Source organism: Streptomyces paludis (assembly GCF_003344965.1).
Lineage (GTDB): Bacteria > Actinomycetota > Actinomycetes > Streptomycetales > Streptomycetaceae > Streptomyces > Streptomyces paludis.
This window is the reverse complement of sequence record NZ_CP031194.1, coordinates 3,610,630-3,626,974: the sequence shown is the minus strand read 5'-3', so window position 1 is coordinate 3,626,974 and position 16,345 is coordinate 3,610,630. Positions and strand designations below refer to the sequence as shown.

16 protein-coding genes and 1 tRNA gene are annotated in these 16,345 nt (G+C 70.3%); 12 read left to right on the top strand and 5 right to left on the bottom strand.

The window, feature by feature from the left end:
- The first annotated feature begins 130 nt into the window (after nucleotides 1-130).
- Genes paaA through DVK44_RS15950 form a run of 5 tightly spaced genes read left to right on the top strand, consistent with a single transcriptional unit; the run spans nucleotide 131 to nucleotide 3,826 of the window.
- Nucleotides 131-1,126 (top strand): 1,2-phenylacetyl-CoA epoxidase subunit PaaA, encoded by a 996-nt coding sequence (gene paaA, locus DVK44_RS15970; protein ID WP_408055400.1) that lies wholly within the window; start codon nucleotides 131-133, stop codon nucleotides 1,124-1,126.
- Nucleotides 1,123-1,413, top strand: a complete 291-nt coding sequence (gene paaB, locus DVK44_RS15965) for a 1,2-phenylacetyl-CoA epoxidase subunit PaaB (protein ID WP_114660281.1) — start codon at nucleotides 1,123-1,125, stop codon at nucleotides 1,411-1,413. The genes paaA and paaB overlap by 4 nt, the downstream gene beginning before the upstream one ends.
- Nucleotides 1,410-2,129 carry a 1,2-phenylacetyl-CoA epoxidase subunit PaaC gene (paaC, locus tag DVK44_RS15960; protein WP_114660280.1) on the top strand — a complete coding sequence of 240 codons (720 nt, stop codon included), beginning with the start codon at nucleotides 1,410-1,412 and terminating at the stop codon, nucleotides 2,127-2,129. The genes paaB and paaC overlap by 4 nt, the downstream gene beginning before the upstream one ends.
- Nucleotides 2,123-2,743, top strand: a complete 621-nt coding sequence (gene paaD / locus DVK44_RS15955) for a 1,2-phenylacetyl-CoA epoxidase subunit PaaD (protein WP_114660279.1) — start codon at nucleotides 2,123-2,125, stop codon at nucleotides 2,741-2,743. The genes paaC and paaD overlap by 7 nt, the downstream gene beginning before the upstream one ends.
- Nucleotides 2,744-3,826, top strand: a complete 1,083-nt coding sequence (locus tag DVK44_RS15950) for a 2Fe-2S iron-sulfur cluster-binding protein (protein WP_114660278.1) — start codon at nucleotides 2,744-2,746, stop codon at nucleotides 3,824-3,826.
- Nucleotides 3,827-3,899: 73 nt separating this feature from the next.
- On the opposite strand, the gene DVK44_RS15945 is transcribed toward DVK44_RS15950, so the two are convergent.
- The 3 genes from DVK44_RS15945 to DVK44_RS15935 all read right to left on the bottom strand — a co-directional run bounded on the left by DVK44_RS15945 (nucleotide 3,900) and on the right by DVK44_RS15935 (nucleotide 5,696).
- Complete coding sequence (locus DVK44_RS15945) at nucleotides 3,900-4,244, bottom strand: rhodanese-like domain-containing protein (RefSeq protein WP_114660277.1); 345 nt, start codon at nucleotides 4,242-4,244, stop codon at nucleotides 3,900-3,902.
- Nucleotides 4,245-4,363: 119 nt separating this feature from the next.
- A complete protein-coding gene (locus DVK44_RS15940; protein ID WP_114660276.1) occupies nucleotides 4,364-5,311 on the bottom strand; it encodes a J domain-containing protein in 948 nt (315 codons plus the stop codon).
- Nucleotides 5,312-5,345: 34 nt separating this feature from the next.
- A complete protein-coding gene (locus DVK44_RS15935; RefSeq protein WP_114660275.1) occupies nucleotides 5,346-5,696 on the bottom strand; it encodes a winged helix-turn-helix transcriptional regulator in 351 nt (116 codons plus the stop codon).
- 117 nt (nucleotides 5,697-5,813) lie between these two features.
- Between DVK44_RS15935 and DVK44_RS15930 the strand changes: the two genes are divergently transcribed.
- Nucleotides 5,814-6,428: an FMN-dependent NADH-azoreductase gene (locus tag DVK44_RS15930; protein ID WP_114665160.1), complete on the top strand. Its 615-nt coding sequence runs from the start codon at nucleotides 5,814-5,816 to the stop codon at nucleotides 6,426-6,428.
- A gap of 366 nt (nucleotides 6,429-6,794) precedes the next feature.
- On the opposite strand, the gene DVK44_RS15925 is transcribed toward DVK44_RS15930, so the two are convergent.
- A tRNA-Leu gene (locus DVK44_RS15925) sits at nucleotides 6,795-6,878 on the bottom strand.
- A 316-nt stretch (nucleotides 6,879-7,194) separates the two neighbouring features.
- Here DVK44_RS15925 and DVK44_RS15920 point away from each other — a divergent pair.
- The 6 genes from DVK44_RS15920 to pknB all read left to right on the top strand — a co-directional run bounded on the left by DVK44_RS15920 (nucleotide 7,195) and on the right by pknB (nucleotide 15,446).
- The gene (locus tag DVK44_RS15920; protein WP_114660274.1) at nucleotides 7,195-8,091 is read left to right on the top strand and encodes an FhaA domain-containing protein; all 897 of its coding nucleotides are present in this window, start codon (nucleotides 7,195-7,197) and stop codon (nucleotides 8,089-8,091) included.
- Nucleotides 8,092-8,101: 10 nt separating this feature from the next.
- Nucleotides 8,102-8,614, top strand: a complete 513-nt coding sequence (locus DVK44_RS15915; protein WP_114660273.1) for an FHA domain-containing protein FhaB/FipA — start codon at nucleotides 8,102-8,104, stop codon at nucleotides 8,612-8,614.
- Nucleotides 8,615-8,755: 141 nt separating this feature from the next.
- Nucleotides 8,756-10,363 (top strand): PP2C family protein-serine/threonine phosphatase, encoded by a 1,608-nt coding sequence (locus tag DVK44_RS15910; protein ID WP_114660272.1) that lies wholly within the window; start codon nucleotides 8,756-8,758, stop codon nucleotides 10,361-10,363.
- A gap of 26 nt (nucleotides 10,364-10,389) precedes the next feature.
- Nucleotides 10,390-11,799 carry an FtsW/RodA/SpoVE family cell cycle protein gene (locus DVK44_RS15905; RefSeq protein WP_114660271.1) on the top strand — a complete coding sequence of 470 codons (1,410 nt, stop codon included), beginning with the start codon at nucleotides 10,390-10,392 and terminating at the stop codon, nucleotides 11,797-11,799.
- Entirely contained in the window at nucleotides 11,796-13,256 is a 1,461-nt protein-coding gene (locus tag DVK44_RS15900; RefSeq protein WP_114660270.1) for a peptidoglycan D,D-transpeptidase FtsI family protein, read from the top strand. The genes DVK44_RS15905 and DVK44_RS15900 overlap by 4 nt, the downstream gene beginning before the upstream one ends.
- A gap of 168 nt (nucleotides 13,257-13,424) precedes the next feature.
- Entirely contained in the window at nucleotides 13,425-15,446 is a 2,022-nt protein-coding gene (pknB, locus tag DVK44_RS15890) for a Stk1 family PASTA domain-containing Ser/Thr kinase (RefSeq protein ID WP_114660269.1), read from the top strand.
- Nucleotides 15,447-15,542: 96 nt separating this feature from the next.
- Here the strand turns inward: pknB and DVK44_RS15885 are convergent, their stop codons facing one another.
- Entirely contained in the window at nucleotides 15,543-16,307 is a 765-nt protein-coding gene (locus DVK44_RS15885; RefSeq protein ID WP_114660268.1) for a class E sortase, read from the bottom strand.
- Nucleotides 16,308-16,345: the final 38 nt, after the last annotated feature.

Here is a 16,345-nt window from a genome sequence, read left to right as displayed (position 1 = left end):
TGACACCCTACGGGCCGCCGACCCACCATTGAAGTCAACGAACCGAACGATCGGTCGGTAGGGGGTCCGGATGACGGCAGTGACCACGGGGGCGGCTGCGGAGGCGGCGATGGAGACACCAGCGGGGACGATGACGGAGACGGCGGCGGGGACGCTGTCGCGGACCGCGCCGGCGACCACGGCGGAGACCGCGGAGGACGGTCTCGCGCGGGCCTTCGACGCGGCCGTGGCGGCCGACGAGCGCATCGAGCCGCGCGACTGGATGCCGGAGGCGTACCGGGCCACGCTGGTCCGCCAGATGGCACAGCACGCGCACTCCGAGATCATCGGCATGCAGCCGGAGGCCAACTGGATCACGCGCGCGCCGTCCCTGCGCCGCAAGGCGATCCTGATCGCCAAGGTGCAGGACGAGGCCGGACACGGCCTGTATCTCTACAGCGCCGCCGAGACCCTGGGCACCGGCCGCGACGAGCTTCTCGACAAGCTCCACACGGGCCGCCAGAAGTACTCGTCGATCTTCAACTACCCCACGCTGACCTGGGCCGACGTCGGCGCGATCGGCTGGCTGGTGGACGGCGCCGCGATCACGAACCAGGTGCCGCTGTGCCGCTGCTCGTACGGCCCGTACGCCCGCGCGATGGTCCGTATCTGCAAGGAGGAGTCCTTCCACCAGCGACAGGGGTACGAGCTGCTGCTCGCCCTCAGCGGCGGCACCCCCGCCCAGCACGCGATGGCGCAGGACGCGGTGGACCGCTGGTGGTGGCCGTCGCTGATGATGTTCGGCCCGCCCGACGACGCGTCCGCGCACTCCGCGCAGTCCATGGCCTGGAAGATCAAGCGGCACTCCAACGACGAGCTGCGACAGCGCTTCGTCGACATCTGCGTCCCGCAGGCCGAGGCCCTGGGACTGACCCTCCCCGACCCGGACCTCCGGTGGAACGAGGAGCGGGGGCGGCACGACTTCGGCGCCATCGACTGGACGGAGTTCCAGCAGGTCCTGAAGGGGAACGGGCCGTGCAACGAACAGCGGATCACCCAGCGCCGCAGGGCCCATGAAGAAGGAGCCTGGGTGCGGGAGGCCGCCGCGGCGTACGCGGCGAAGCGAGAAGAGGTGACGGCGTCATGAGCAGCCCGACCGACTGGCCCCTGTGGGAGGTGTTCGTACGGTCCCGCCGCGGGCTCTCGCACACCCACGCGGGCAGCCTGCACGCCCCGGACGCCGAGATGGCGCTGCGCAACGCCCGGGACCTCTACACCCGGCGGAGCGAGGGCGTCTCGATCTGGGTCGTGCCCTCGGCCGCCGTCACGGCCTCCTCGCCGGACGAGAAGGACCCGTTCTTCGCCCCGGCCGCCGACAAGCCGTACCGCCATCCGACCTTCTACGAGATCCCGGAGGGGGTGCGCCACCTGTGACGGACGTACGGACGACAGCCGCGGCCCTGGCCCTGGGCGACGACGCGCTGGTGCTCTCGCACCGGCTGGGGGAGTGGGCCGGCCACGCCCCCGCGCTGGAGGAGGAGGTCGCCCTCGCCAATATCGCGCTGGACCTGCTGGGCCAGGCGCGGATCCTGCTCTCCCTCGTAGGGGACGAGGACGAGCTGGCCTATCTGCGCGACGAGCGGTCCTTCCGCAATCTCCAGCTCGTCGAGCAGCCGAACGGGGACTTCGCGCGGACGATCGCGCGCCAGCTCTACTTCTCCACCTACCAGCTGGCGCTGTACCGGGAACTGGCTTCCGGGCAGAGCGAGTTCACCGGCCTCGCCGCCAAGGCCGTCAAGGAGGTCGCGTACCACCAGGACCACGCCGAGCACTGGACGCTGCGGCTCGGCGACGGCACAGCGGAGAGCCACCGGCGGATGGCCGCGGCGTGCGGCGGGCTCTGGCGGTTCACCGGTGAGATGTTCCAGCCCGTCGAGGGGCTGGACATCGACTGGCCCGCGCTGGAGGCGGGCTGGCTCGCCTCCGTCACGGATGTGCTCGACCGGGCGACGCTGGGGGTGCCGGACGGGCCGCGCACCGGCGCGTGGACGGCGGGCGCGGGCCGGCAGGGACTGCACACCGAGCCGTTCGGGCCGATGATCGCCGAGATGCAGCATCTGCACCGCAGCCACCCGGGGGCGTCATGGTGACCGGAACGGGCTCCCGGCCCGCCGCCGCGCCGCCCGCCGCCTCCGCGCCGCCGAGGGCTCCCTCGCCGCCGGGTGCCGCCTCGCCTCCCACCGCCCTGGAGGCCGAGCTGTTCCGGCTCGCGGGCGCGGTGCCGGACCCCGAGCTGCCGGTGGTGACCCTCGCGGAGCTGGGCGTCCTGCGCGCCGTCCATATGTCCCCGCCGGGCCCCGGCTCCGGTTCCGGACCCCGCTCCGACCCGGGTGCCGGTGCGGTCCGCGTCGAGCTGACGCCCACGTACACCGGCTGTCCGGCGATAGAGGCGATGTCCTCGGACATCGAGCGGGTGCTCCGTGAGCGCGGCGTGCCGGACGTCTCCGTCGTGACCGTCCTCTCCCCCGCCTGGTCCACGGACGACATCAGCGCGGAGGGCAGGCGCAAGCTCGCCGAGGCCGGCATAGCCCCGCCCCGGCCGGGCGCCGCGGCCGGGCCCGTGCCGCTGGCGCTGGCCATCCGCTGCCCGCACTGCGGCTCGACCCGCACCGAGCTGCTCAGCCGGTTCTCCTCCACCGCCTGCAAGGCGCTGCGCCGCTGCACGGCGTGCCGCGAACCGTTCGACCACTTCAAGGAGTTGTAGATGTTCCATCCGCTCCGGGTCGGCGCGCTCGACCGGCTCACGGACGACGCGGTGGCCGTCACCTTCGAGGTGCCGCCCGAGCTGCGCGAGGCGTTCCGGCACACCCCCGGCCAGCACATAGCCCTGCGCCGTACCGGACCCGCCGCGGCCGGCGAGATCCGGCGGACGTACTCGATCTGCGCGCCCGCCGGGGCAGAGCCGGTGCTGCGCGTGGGCATCCGGCTGGTCGAGGGCGGCGAGTTCTCGACGTACGCCCTCAAGGAACTCGCCGTCGGCGACACGGTCGAGGTGATGGAGCCGACCGGCCGCTTCGTGCTGGAGCCGCGCCCAGGGCACTTCGCGGCGGTCGTCGGCGGCAGCGGCATCACACCGGTGCTGTCGATCGCGGCCACCCTGCTGGCGGCGGAGCCGGACGCCCGGTTCTGTCTGATCCGCAGCGACCGCACCGTGGCGTCGACGATGTTCCTGGAGGAGGTCGCCGATCTGAAGGACCGCTTCCCGGACCGCTTCCAGCTGGTCACCGTGGTCTCCCGGGAGGAGCGGCAGTCAGGGCTGCCGTCGGGACGGCTGGACCGTGAGCGGCTGACCGGACTGCTGCCCGGACTGCTCCCGGTGGCCGGGATCGACGGCTGGTTCCTCTGCGGCCCGCTGGGGCTGGTGACCGCCGCCGAGGGCGCGCTGCGCGGCCTCGGGGTGGCCCGCGGCCGTATCCACCAGGAGATCTTCCACGTGGACGACGCCCCGGCCACGGACACCGGCGCCGCCACCGCGCGGACACCCGGAGAGGGCCCCCGCGCCGCCCCCCGCGCCGCCACCCTCACCGCGACGCTCGGCGGGCGCTCGGGCCGCTGGCCGGTCCGGGACGGCGAATCGCTGCTGGAGACCGTGCTGCGGGGCCGCGCGGACGCGCCGTACGCCTGCAAGGGCGGCGTGTGCGGCACCTGCCGGGCGTTCCTGGTGACGGGCGAGGTCAGGATGGACCGCAACTTCGCGCTCGAACCGGAGGAGACGGACGCGGGCTATGTGCTGGCCTGCCAGTCCCATCCGGCCACGGGAGAAGTGGAGTTGGACTTCGACCGCTGACACGCCTCCCGGCGGCTCGGCCCGCCCGCCCGGCGACCCGCCCGGCCGCCCGGCATGCCCCCTGGCGCGGCGCTCAGAGGACGAACGCGGGGCTGCCGGTCTCCGCGACCATCGGGCGGCCGGCGCCGTCCCAGGCGAGCATGCCGCCGTCCACGTTCACCGCGTCGACGCCCTGCCGCGTCAGGTACTGGGTGACCTGCGCGGAGCGCCCGCCGACCCGGCACATCACATACGCCGTGCGTCCGTCGGCCACCGCCTCCGCGACCTCGCCGAACCGCGCGGCGAAGTCACTCATCGGGACATGCAGCGCGCCCTCGACATGGCCGGCCGCCCACTCGTCGTCCTCCCGTACGTCCAGCACCAGGCCGTCGGAGGGGACCGCCGCGGCGTCGACCGAGGGCAGCGGGGCGAAGTTCATGGGTCAGTGCCTTCTCTCGTACGTACGGATGCGGAGGAACGGAAGGACCGTCCACCCCGAGCCTCCTCCAGCCCGGCGCCCCGGAGTCCGGAGCCACGGAGCCCGGAGCCCCGGAAAACCTACTCCACCAGCAGCCGACCCAGCTCCCGCTCGCGCTCGGAGACCTCCGTGAGCAGCTGCTCGGCGATCTCCTCCAGCAGCCGGTCCGGGTCGTCGGGCGCCATCCTGAGCATCGCGCCGATCGCGCTCTCCTCCAGCTCCTTCGCGACCACCGACAGCATCTCCTTGCGCTGCGACAGCCACTCCAGCCGCGCGTACAGCTCCTCGTTCTCGCTCAGCCGCCCCACCAGCGGCGCGGGCCCGGCCGCCCACTCCTGCGCCAGCTCCCGCAGCAGCGGCTCGTCCCCGCGTCCGTACGCGGCGTTGACCCGGGTGAGGAACTCCTCGCGCCGGGCGCGCTCGTTGTCCTCCCGCGCCAGGTCCGGGTGCGCCTTGCGGACCAGCTCGCGGTAGAGCTTGCGCGCCTCGTCGCCCGGCCGGACCCGCGCGGGCGGCCGTACGGGCTGGTCCGTCAGCATCGCCGCGGCCTCCGGCGACAGGCCGTCCGAATCGAGCCACTCGTGGAACAGCTCGTCCACCCCCGGCATCGGCTGCACCAGCGCCCGCGCCTCCCGCGCCTTGCGCAGATCCTCCGGGTCGCCGGTACGGGCCGCGCGTGCCTCGGCGATCATCGCGTCCAGCTCGTCCAGCCGGGCGTACATCGGGCCGAGCCGCTGGTGGTGCAGCCGGGAGAAGTTCTCCACCTCGATCCGGAACGTCTCCAGCGCGATCTCGAACTCGATCAGCGCCTGCTCGGCCGCGCGCACGGCCCTCTCCAGCCGCGCCTCGGGCCGCTCCGACGGCTCCTCGGGCCGTTCAGACGGCTCCTCGGGCTGCGACGCTCCCTCGGCGGCGGCCTCCCCGGCCGACGTCCCAGGGGCCCCTTCAGGCACATGCGCCGCGTCTCGTCGTACATCCTGCTCGTCGTCGTTACGGATCATCGGCTCCCCAGGGGCGTCGTACATCACCCGTCCAGCGTACGGGCGCCCACGGCCGCCGGTGCTAACAGCCTGGTCCGGGCGTCTCCTTGAGATGGGTCTCGGCCCATCGCGACAGCTCCGCGAGCGCCGGCTCCATCGCCGCCCCCGACTCCGTCAACCGGTACGAGACCCGCAGCGGCGGCCCCTCGTCGACATCCCGTACGACCAGCCCCGCCAGCACCAGTTCGGTCAGCCGGTCCGACAGCATCCGCTCGCTGATGCCCGGGATCGCCCGCCGCAGATCGGCGAAGTAGACGGGCCGCTCCATCAGTACGGAAATGATCAGCCCCGACCACCGCTTGCCGAGCAGCGCGAAGACCCTGGTCATACCGGCGTCCGCCCTCGTGCACGCGTTCTCGCTGTGGTCCGCCATACGCACAGCGTACTGACCCGCCAAGGTGGGATGAAAAAAAGTAAGTGACTATGTTATCCATAGGAGCGAACGGAAAGTCCGTGACTGATGCAACCGATGCAACCGATGGAGACCCTCATGGCCACGCTTCTGCACATCGACTCCGCCGTCTTCCCCGAAGGCTCGGCCTCCCGCGAGATCACCGCGACCTTCGTCCGGTCCTGGCTGGAACAGCACCCCGAGGGCAAGGTCATCTACCGCGACCTCGCCACCTCGCCACTGCCCCACCTCGACATCACCGCCGTCACCGGCGGCGCGGAGAACGAGCTGCGCGCGGAACTGGCCGCCGAGCTGGCCGAGGCGGACGCCGTGCTGATCGGCGCCCCGATGTACAACTTCTCGATCCCGTCCACCCTGAAGGCGTGGCTCGACCAGGCGATCATCGTCGGCCACAACGCGGGCCCGGTGAGCCCGCTGGCCGACACGCCGTTCACGATCGTCGCCAGCCGCGGCGGCTCGTACGCCCCCGGAACGCCGCGCGAGGACTTCGAGTTCGTCCAGAACTACCTGGAGAAGGTCATCCGGGGCATGTTCGGCGTCACCGAGATCGACTTCATCGTCCCCGAACTGACCCTGGCCCGTACCAACCCGACGATGGCCGAGCTGATCCCGCTCGCGGACGCCTCCCGCGCCAAGGCCCAGGAAGAGGCCGCGCAGAAGGCCAAGACCCTGGCCTCACGCCTCGCCGCCTGAGCCCACCCGCGCCACCCACAGCTCCTGACCCCGCCCGCACCGCCCGCACCGCCCGCACCGCACACGGCGCCCGCACCGCGCACACCGCGCACACCGCCCCGTACGGGACATCCCGACCTCCCGTACGGGGTGCCGTCATGCCGCGGCACCCTGGCCCGGCCCGCCAACCACCCAAGAACCAGCCGACTTTGGGAAGAATTTACTTCGGCTACGGCGATGCGCATTGCCTCCGGAGCCGCCGCGCGAGACCGCCCGGCGACCACCGCCTGAGACGTAGTTCACACCGGAGCGATCACCCCACAAGCCCCTCAAGCCCCGTAAACGCCGAAATGGGCGGCATCGTGAAGATGCCGCCCACTCGATCTGTGCGCGAGGGGGGAGTTGAACCCCCACGCCCTTTCGGGCACTGGAACCTGAATCCAGCGCGTCTGCCTATTCCGCCACCCGCGCATTGGGTGTGCCGTCCGGTGCCTCACCTGCTGGTGTGTGCTCCTGGCGACATCGAGAAGATTAGCACGCACAGGGGGGTGCCTTCACATCCGTTCCCGCCGACGACCCGGCCCTCGAACAGGGAACGCACAGCCGCCGCCCCCACTCCTCCTGAGTACCCCCGGGGTGCGGGACACTGGCCTCAGGGCGGCTCTACGATCCCCGTGTGAGAGGTGACACTCATCAACGGGGCAGACAAGGGGAACCAGCCGATTTCCCGACGCGTGGATACGATCAGTAAGCAGTACGAGGACGGCAACGACCGAGGAGGTGCCCCATGGGAGTCATGAAGCGTTTCGAACAGCGTCTCGAAGGTTTGGTCAATGGCACCTTCGCGAAGGTGTTCAAGTCCGAGGTCCAGCCGGTCGAGATCGCGGGCGCCCTCCAGCGGGAGTGCGACAACAACGCGAGCATCTGGAACCGCGAGCGGACCGTCGTCCCCAATGACTTCATCGTGGAGCTGAGCACGCCGGACTACGAGCGGCTCAGCCCCTACTCGGGCCAGCTCGGCGACGAGCTGTCCGGCCTCGTACGGGACTACGCGAAGCAGCAGCGCTACACCTTCATGGGGCCCATCAAGGTGCACCTGGAGAAGGCCGAGGACCTCGACACCGGCCTGTACCGCGTACGCAGCCGCACCCTCGCCTCCAGCTCCTCCCAGGCCGTCGGCGCTCCGCAGGCCGGCGGTCCGGGGCCCGGCGCGGGTATGGGCGCGGGCGGTCCCGGACCGGGCCACGGCCCCGGGCGCGGCCACGCCGGCCCCCCGCCGCCGTCCTCACCCCCGCCGGGCGCCCCGGGCGGCGGCTACGGCTACCCGCCCGTCGCGGTGCCCCCGCTGCCCGCCTCCTCGCCCGGCGGCGGACCGGCCGGCCCCGGCGGGCTGTCGGGCGGCCAGGTGCGCCGCTGGATCGAGATCAACGGCACCCGCCACCAGATCTCCCGCGCGACCCTGGTCCTCGGGCGCAGCACGGAGGCGGACGTACGGATCGACGACCCGGGGGTGTCGCGTCGGCACTGCGAGATCCGGGCCGGAACGCCCTCCACGGTCCAGGATCTCGGGTCCACCAACGGCATCGTGGTAGACGGACAGCACACCACCCGCGCTACGCTCCGCGACGGCTCGCGGATCGTCGTGGGCAATACCACCATCGTATTCAGGCAAGCCGAAGGGTGAAGCGGGGGCAATGTCAGAGCTGACCCTGACGGTCATGCGGCTAGGTTTTCTGGCCGTTCTGTGGCTGTTCGTGATCGTGGCCGTACAGGTCATCCGCAGCGATCTGTTCGGAACACGCGTCACGCAGCGCGGCTCACGCCGCAACGCCGACGCCCGCCCGCAGCAGCCACGCCAGACACCGGCGCCGCCTCAGCAGCGCCAGCAGCAGGGAGGCAGGCAGCGCCGGGGAGCGCCCACGAAGCTGGTCGTCTCCGAGGGGTCGCTCACCGGTACGACGGTGGCGCTCCAGGGGCAGACCATCACGCTGGGCCGCGCGCACGACTCGACCATCGTGCTGGACGACGACTACGCGTCCAGCCGGCATGCCAGGATCTACCCGGACCGGGACGGCCAGTGGATCGTCGAGGATCTCGGGTCCACCAACGGCACCTATCTCGACCGGACCCGGCTCACGACCCCGACACCGATCGCGCCAGGCGCTCCGATCCGCATCGGCAAGACCGTCATCGAGCTGCGGAAGTAGTACGACAATGAGCGAGCGGAGCGAGCGAGCCGCAACGGTCCCGACAGCGGACCGCAGCAGGCTCCCGACCGGAGGGTGGGCAGTGTGGCTCGAGACCGGCTGGCGCGACAGTCGACCGGCGAGCCGACGGGCGAGGTGCGCATGAGTCTGTCTCTGCGTTTCGCCGCCGGGTCGCACAAAGGCATGATCCGGGAGGGCAACGAGGACTCCGGTTACGCCGGTCCCCGGCTGCTGGCCATCGCCGACGGCATGGGGGGCCAGGCCGCCGGTGAGGTCGCCTCGTCCGAGGTGATCTCCACCCTCGTCCAGCTCGACGACGACGTACCGGGCTCCGACATCCTCACCTCGCTCGGTACGGCGGTGCAGCGCGCCAACGACCAGCTGCGGATCATGGTCGAGGAGGACCCCCAGCTGGAGGGCATGGGCACCACGCTCACCGCGCTCCTGTGGACCGGCCAGCGCCTCGGCCTCGTCCACGTCGGGGACTCGCGCGCCTATCTGCTGCGCGACGGCGTCCTGACCCAGATCACCCAGGACCACACCTGGGTGCAGCGGCTGGTCGACGAGGGCCGGATCACCGAGGAAGAGGCCACCACCCACCCGCAGCGCTCCCTGCTGATGCGCGCGCTGGGCAGTGGCGACCATGTCGAGCCCGATCTCTCGATCCGTGAAGTCCGCGCCGGCGACCGCTACTTGATCTGCTCGGACGGGCTCTCCGGCGTTGTCTCGCACCAGACGATGGAAGAGGCCCTCGCCAGCTACCAGGGCCCGCAGGAGACCATCCAGGCCCTGATCCAGCTCGCGCTGCGCGGCGGCGGACCCGACAACATCACCTGCATCGTCGCGGACGTCCTGGACGTGGAGTCCAACGACACCCTGGCCGGGCAGCTCAACGACACCCCGGTCGTGGTCGGCGCCGTCGCCGAGAACCAGCTCCCGCTCAGCTCCGCCGAGAACGCCGCCGCCATGCAGACCCCGGCCGGCCGCGCGGCCGGCCTCGGCCGCGGCGTACCGCAGCAGCCCGCCGGCGGCTTCGGCCCGCCCGGCAGCGGCGACGACTACGGCATGCACGGCGACGACGGTTACGGGGCCGGACACGGCCACGGGCAGTACGACGACGAGGAGTTCATCAAGCCCCGGCCGCCGCGCCGCTGGCTGAAGACCTCCCTCTACACCGTGCTCGCCCTCGCCGTCATCGGCGGCGGTGTGTACGGCGGCTACCGCTGGACCCAGACCCAGTACTACGTCGGCGCCAACGACGAACACGTCGCGCTCTACCGGGGCATCAGCCAGGACCTGGCCTGGATCTCGCTCTCCACGATCGAGAAGGACCACCCGGCGATCAAGCTCAAGTACCTCCCGCCGTACCAGCGCAAGCAGGTCGAGGCCACCATCGCCGAGGGCAGCCTCGCCGACGGCCGGGAGAAGATCAACGAACTCGCCACCCAGGCGTCGGCCTGCGAGAAGGACGAACAGCGCCGCGCCGCCGAACAGTCCTCCAAGCCGGTCACCGGCACGGAGGGCTCCGAAGGCACCACCGATACGGAGACCACGCCCAACCCGGGCACCACGCCCGGTGCCGACAGCACCACGGGTACGGGCACCGCCACCGGCGCGGGCACCGCCACCGGTACGAATGTCTCGGCCCGCACCACCGACATCAAGCCGAAAACCGCGACCCCCACTGCTGGCCCCAGCCTCTCCGAGGATGAACAGAAAGTGGTCTCGAACTGCGGTAAGCAGCAGTAGCCGGCCGTAGGGGGCCTTTCACCACCATGAGCGTTGTCACCAACACGACCACCATCGGCGCGATCGAAGCACCGAGCCGCCGCAACACCGAGCTGTTCATGCTCGCCTTCGCCGTCGCCATCCCGGTGTTCGCGTACCTGAACGTGGGACTGGCGCTCAACGGCAAAGTCCCGGCGGGCATGGCCGGTTACGGTCTCGGCCTCGCTCTGCTCGCGGGCGTGGCGCACCTCGTGGTGCGCAAATTCGCCCCGTACGCGGACCCGCTGCTGCTGCCGCTGGCGACACTGCTCAACGGACTGGGGCTGGTGCTGATCTGGCGGCTGGACCAGTCGCCGCGGCTGATCCGGGCGGCGAACCTCCGAGGCGGCTTCAGCCCGGACGCCCCCAAGCAGCTGCTCTACTCGGCCATCGGGATCGCGTTCTTCGCGGCGGTGCTGATCCTGCTGAAGGATCACCGCATCCTCCAGCGCTACACGTACATCTCGATGGCCGCCGCGCTCGTCCTGCTGATCCTGCCCATGTTCTTCCCGGCTGTGAACGGCGCGAAGATCTGGATCAACATCGCCGGATTCACCATCCAGCCAGGGGAGTTCGCGAAAATCATCATCGCGATCTTCTTCTCCGGCTATTTGATGGTCAAACGGGATGCCCTGGCCCTCGCCAGCCGCCGTTTCCTGGGCCTCTATCTGCCGCGTGGCCGCGACCTCGGACCGATCCTCGCGATCTGGGGCGTCTCGATCCTCATCCTGGTCTTCGAGACCGACCTCGGCACCTCGCTGCTCTTCTTCGGTCTCTTCGTGGTGATGCTGTACGTCGCCACCGAGCGCACCAGCTGGATCGTCTTCGGTCTGCTGATGTCGGTCGGCGGGGCCGTCGCCGTCGCCTCCTTCGAGCCGCACGTCCAGGCCCGTGTCAACGCCTGGCTCGACCCGTTCTCCTGCTACGGAGACAGCGACGCCTGCGACCAGATCGGCCAGGCGCTGATGTCCTTCGGCTCCGGCGGCACCCTCGGTACGGGCCTCGGCCAGGGCAACTCCGACCTCATCTCGTACGCCGCCAACGCCGACTTCATCCTCACCACCGTCGGTGAGGAACTGGGCCTGGCCGGCACGATGGCCTTCCTGATGATCTACGCGCTGATCATCGAGCGCGGTGTACGCACCGCCCTCGCCGCCCGCGACCCCTTCGGCAAGCTCCTCGCCATCGGCCTCTCCGGCGCCTTCGCCATCCAGGTCTTCGTCGTCGCCGGCGGCGTTCTGGGCCTTATCCCGCTGACCGGTATGACGATGCCGTTCGTCGCGTACGGCGGTTCCTCCGTCCTCGCCAACTGGGCCCTGATCGGCATTCTCATCCGTATCAGCGACACCGCGCGCCGCCCCGCGCCGGCCCCCGCCCCGTCCCCCGACGCCGAGATGACCCAGGTGGTCCGACCGTGAACAAGCCCCTGCGCCATATCGCGATCTTCTGCGGGCTCATGATGCTCGCCCTGCTGCTCCGGGAGAACTGGCTCGCCTACGTACGCGCGGACGAGCTGAGTACACACAAGTACAACCGCCGGGTGCTCATCGAGCGGTACGCCCACGAGCGCGGCAACATCATCGTCGACGGCAAGCCCATCACGGGCTCCACCAAGACCGACAGCACGGACTTCGTCTACAAGCGGACGTACGTCGACGGCCCCATGTGGGCGCCCGTCACCGGTTACGCCTCGCAGGCGTTCGACGCCAGCCAGATCGAGAAGCTGGAGGACGGTGTCCTCTCCGGCAGCGACGACCGGCTCTTCTTCGACAACACCCTGGGCATGTTCACGGGCAAGGAGAAGAAGGGCGGCAACGTCGTCACGACGCTGAGCGGCGCCGCCCAGAAGGCCGCCTACGAGGGCCTCGGGACGAAGAAGGGCGCCGTGGCCGCGATCGACCCGCAGACCGGCAAGATCCTCGCCCTGGCCTCCACCCCCAGCTACGACCCGTCGAAGTTCGCCGGCAACAGCGACAAGGACAGCAAGGCGTGGGTCGCGCTCGACAAGAAGAACGACCCCGACGACCCAATGCTCAACCGGGCGCTCCGCGAGACCTACCCGCCCGGCTCCACCTTCAAGGTGCTGACCGCGGCCGCCGGCCTGGAGCACGGCGTGGTCAAGGACGTCGACGCGGCGACCGACTCGCCGCTCCCCTGGATAATGCCGGGCACCACCACCCCGCTGGTCAACGAGAACAACATCCCCTGCAAGGACGTCTCGCTGCGCGAAGCGCTCCGTATGTCCTGCAACACGGTCTTCGGCAAGCTCGGCGCCGACGTCGGCAAGGACAAGATGCTGGAGACGGCCAAGAAGTTCGGCTTCAACGCCGAGCAGTTCACCCCGGTCCGTTCCAACGCCTCGTACTTCCCCGAGGAGATGAACGTCTCCCAGACGGCGCTCTCCTCCATCGGCCAGTTCGACACCCGCGCCACCCCGCTCCAGATGGCCATGATCGCCGCCGCCGTCGCCAATGACGGCAAGCTGATGAAGCCGTACATGGTCGAGCGGCTCGAATCGCCCAGCGTGGACATCCTGAGCCAGACCGAGCCCGAGGAGCTGAGCCGCCCGCTCACCCAGGAGCACGCGCAGATGCTCCAGAGCATCATGGAAACGGTCGTCAACGACGGCACCGGCAAGAACGCCAAGATCCCCAACGTGACGGTCGGCGGCAAGACCGGCACCGCCCAGCACGGCGAGAACAACAGCAAGAACCCGTACGCCTGGTTCATCTCGTACGCGAAGACGGACAAGGGCTCGGTCGCCGTCGCCGTCGTCGTCGAGGACTCGGGCGCCAACCGCGACGACATCTCCGGCGGCGGCCTCGCGGCCCCGATCGCGAAGGACGTCATGAAGGCCGTAGTCGACAAGCAGTGACACCGGTCACGGCTCACATCCATACCTGCACATTGCGATACCGGTCGTATATCAGGTGACCGTTACGGGCCGACCGCGTCCGGCGTGCCCGGTACCGTAGGCGCCAGCAGCACACCGCCGGACCACACGTCGGTGCGGTCGGGGACTGACGGAGAGGGCTCGAACGTTATGGAAGAGGCGCGTCGCCTCGGCGGCCGGTACGAGCTGGGCTCGGTGCTCGGCCGTGGTGGCATGGCGGAGGTCTACCTCGCCCATGACACCCGGCTCGGCCGCTCGGTAGCCGTGAAGACCCTGCGGGCGGACCTCGCCCGCGACCCGTCGTTCCAGGCCCGGTTCCGCAGGGAGGCGCAGTCCGCGGCCTCCCTCAACCACCCGGCGATCGTGGCGGTCTACGACACCGGTGAGGACTACGTCGACGGCGTGTCCCTCCCGTACATCGTCATGGAGCACGTCGACGGCTCGACCCTGCGGGAGCTGCTGCACTCCGGGCGCCGGCTGCTGCCGGAGCGCACGCTGGAGATGACGGTCGGCATCCTCCAGGCGCTGGAGTACTCGCACCGCAACGGCATCGTCCACCGCGACATCAAGCCGGCCAACGTCATGCTGACCCGCACCGGCCAGGTCAAGGTCATGGACTTCGGCATCGCCCGCGCCATGGGCGACTCCGGTATGACGATGACCCAGACCTCCGCCGTCATCGGCACCGCCCAGTACCTCTCGCCCGAGCAGGCGAAGGGCGAGCAGGTCGACGCGCGCTCCGACCTCTACTCCACCGGCTGCCTGCTGTACGAGCTGCTGACCGTCCGGCCGCCCTTCATCGGGGACTCCCCGGTCGCGGTCGCGTATCAGCACGTACGGGAGGAGCCGCAGCCGCCGAGCGTCTTCGACCCCGAGATCACGCCCGAGATGGACGCGATCGTCCTCAAGGCGCTCGTCAAGGACCGGGAGTACCGCTACCAGTCGGCCGACGAGATGCGCGCCGACATTGAGGCGTGCCTCGACGGCCAGCCCGTGGCCGCCACCGCCGCCATGGGCGCGGTCGGCTACGACGGCGGCTACGGCGACCAGCCGACGACCGCGATGCACCAAGGCCACCACGGCGCCCCGACCTCGCTGATCCCGCCGATGAACCCGGACGACGGCGGTTACGACGGCTACGACGACCGCCCGGCCCGCCGCCGCGGCAACCAGAAGAAGTCCAGCACCTCGACCGTGCTCCTCGCGGTCGCCGGGATACTGGTGCTCGTCGGCGCGATCCTCATCGGCAAGGCGCTCTACGGCAGCGACGGCGACAAGGTCAACCAGGTGGATGTCCCGCAGCTCGTCGGCAAGACGCTCGCCGAGGCCGAGACGCTCGCGACCAACGCGGACCTCAAGATCAAGGAGTCCGACTCCAAGCGCTGCGACGTCCCCAAGGGCTCCATCTGCAGCCAGAGCCCCGAAACCGGCAAGGTGGACGCGGGCGAGACCATTGAGGTCGTCGTCTCGGAGGGCGCTCCGACGGTCAAGGTCCCGGACGTCACCGAGAAGCAGCAGCAGAGCGCGACCGACAACCTCGAACGGGACGGCTTCGTCGTCAAGACCGAGGAGGAGGAGTCGGACAGCGCCACCCCGGGGACGGTCCTGCGCCAGGACCCCGAAGGCGGCAAGGACGTCGAGAAGGGCACCACGGTCACGCTGACGATCGCCAAGCAGGCCAAGGTCACCGTGCCCGACGTGACCGGCAACGCGCTGACCGACGCTCAGTCGCAGCTGACCGGCCTCGGCTTCACCGTCTCGCCGACCCAGGTCGACTCGGATCAGCCGGCGGGAAGTGTCGTCAAGCAGACCCCGTCGGGCAACTCGAAGGCGGAGAAGGGCAGTCAGGTCTCCCTGGAGATCTCCAACGGCCCGAAGCAGGAGGAGCCCGAGAAGGTCACCATCCCCGACTTCCGGTTCCCGACGGTCTCGGAGGCACGGAACCAGCTCCAGGCCCTCGGCCTCCAGGTCTCCGTCCCGGACGGCACCCCGGACGACGCCCGCGTGCTCAGCACCGACCCGGGCTCCGGCACCGAGGTCAACAAGGGTGACACCGTCGCTCTCAAGGTCTTCGGCAGCCAGAACGGCAACAACGACAACAACAACGGGAACAACGGAAATAACGGCAACAACGGCGGCGGAAACAACGGCGGCGGCGGCCTGTTCGGCTGAGGCCCCGGCCCCCGCAGCGGGCAGCCGAGAGGCCCTGTCCCCCCACCGGTCAACGGTGGTGGCGGACAGGGCCTCTTCGTATCAGCTCAGCTCAGCTCAGCGCAGCTCCGGCGGCGGCGTCCGCTGCTTGTCGACCTTCTGCGTACGGTCCAGCTCGGCCCAGACGATGTAGCGGTAGTCCGAGGTGTAGATCGGCGTGCAGGTCGTCAGGGTCAGATAGCGGCCCGGCTTGGTCTTGCCCGACTCCTTGGGCACCGGCATCAGGACGTCGACGTTGTACTTCGACGTCTGCCGCAGCTCCTTGTAGACCTTGTAGATGTACCAGGTGTCGCGCGTCTCGAAGACGACCGGATCGCCCGTCCGGATCTTGTGGATGTTGTGGAACCGCGCGCCGTGCCCGTCGCGGTGCGCGGCCAGCGTGAAGTTCCCCTTCTTGTCCCAGGGGAGGGCGGACTTGACCGGATCCGTGTAGTAGCCGGCGATCCCGTTGTTCAGCAGCTCGGTGCTGGTGCCCTTCTTGACCAGGATCTCGCTGCCGCCCAGCGCCGGGACATGGAGGAAGCCGATGCCGTCCGCCTCGTCGTAGGACCTGGGCGTGTTCTTCCCGCCGCCACCGCCGCCGTCCTCCCGCGCCCAGTGGTCGCGTACGTCGTCGCCCTGCTTCGATGCCTCGCGGTCGGCCAGGACGTTCGTCCACCACAGCGAGTAGGCGACGAAGAGGCCCAGCACCACGCCCGTCGTGATGAGCAGTTCACCGAAGACGCTGACCACCCGCGCGATCCGGCCCCGGCCCCGGGGCCGGGGGACGGGCGGTGGTGACGGCACGCCGGTCCGCCCGTCGTGATCGGTACTCGCTGCCACCGCACCCGTCCCCGTCCCTGTCGTGATTCCGGTCGGTC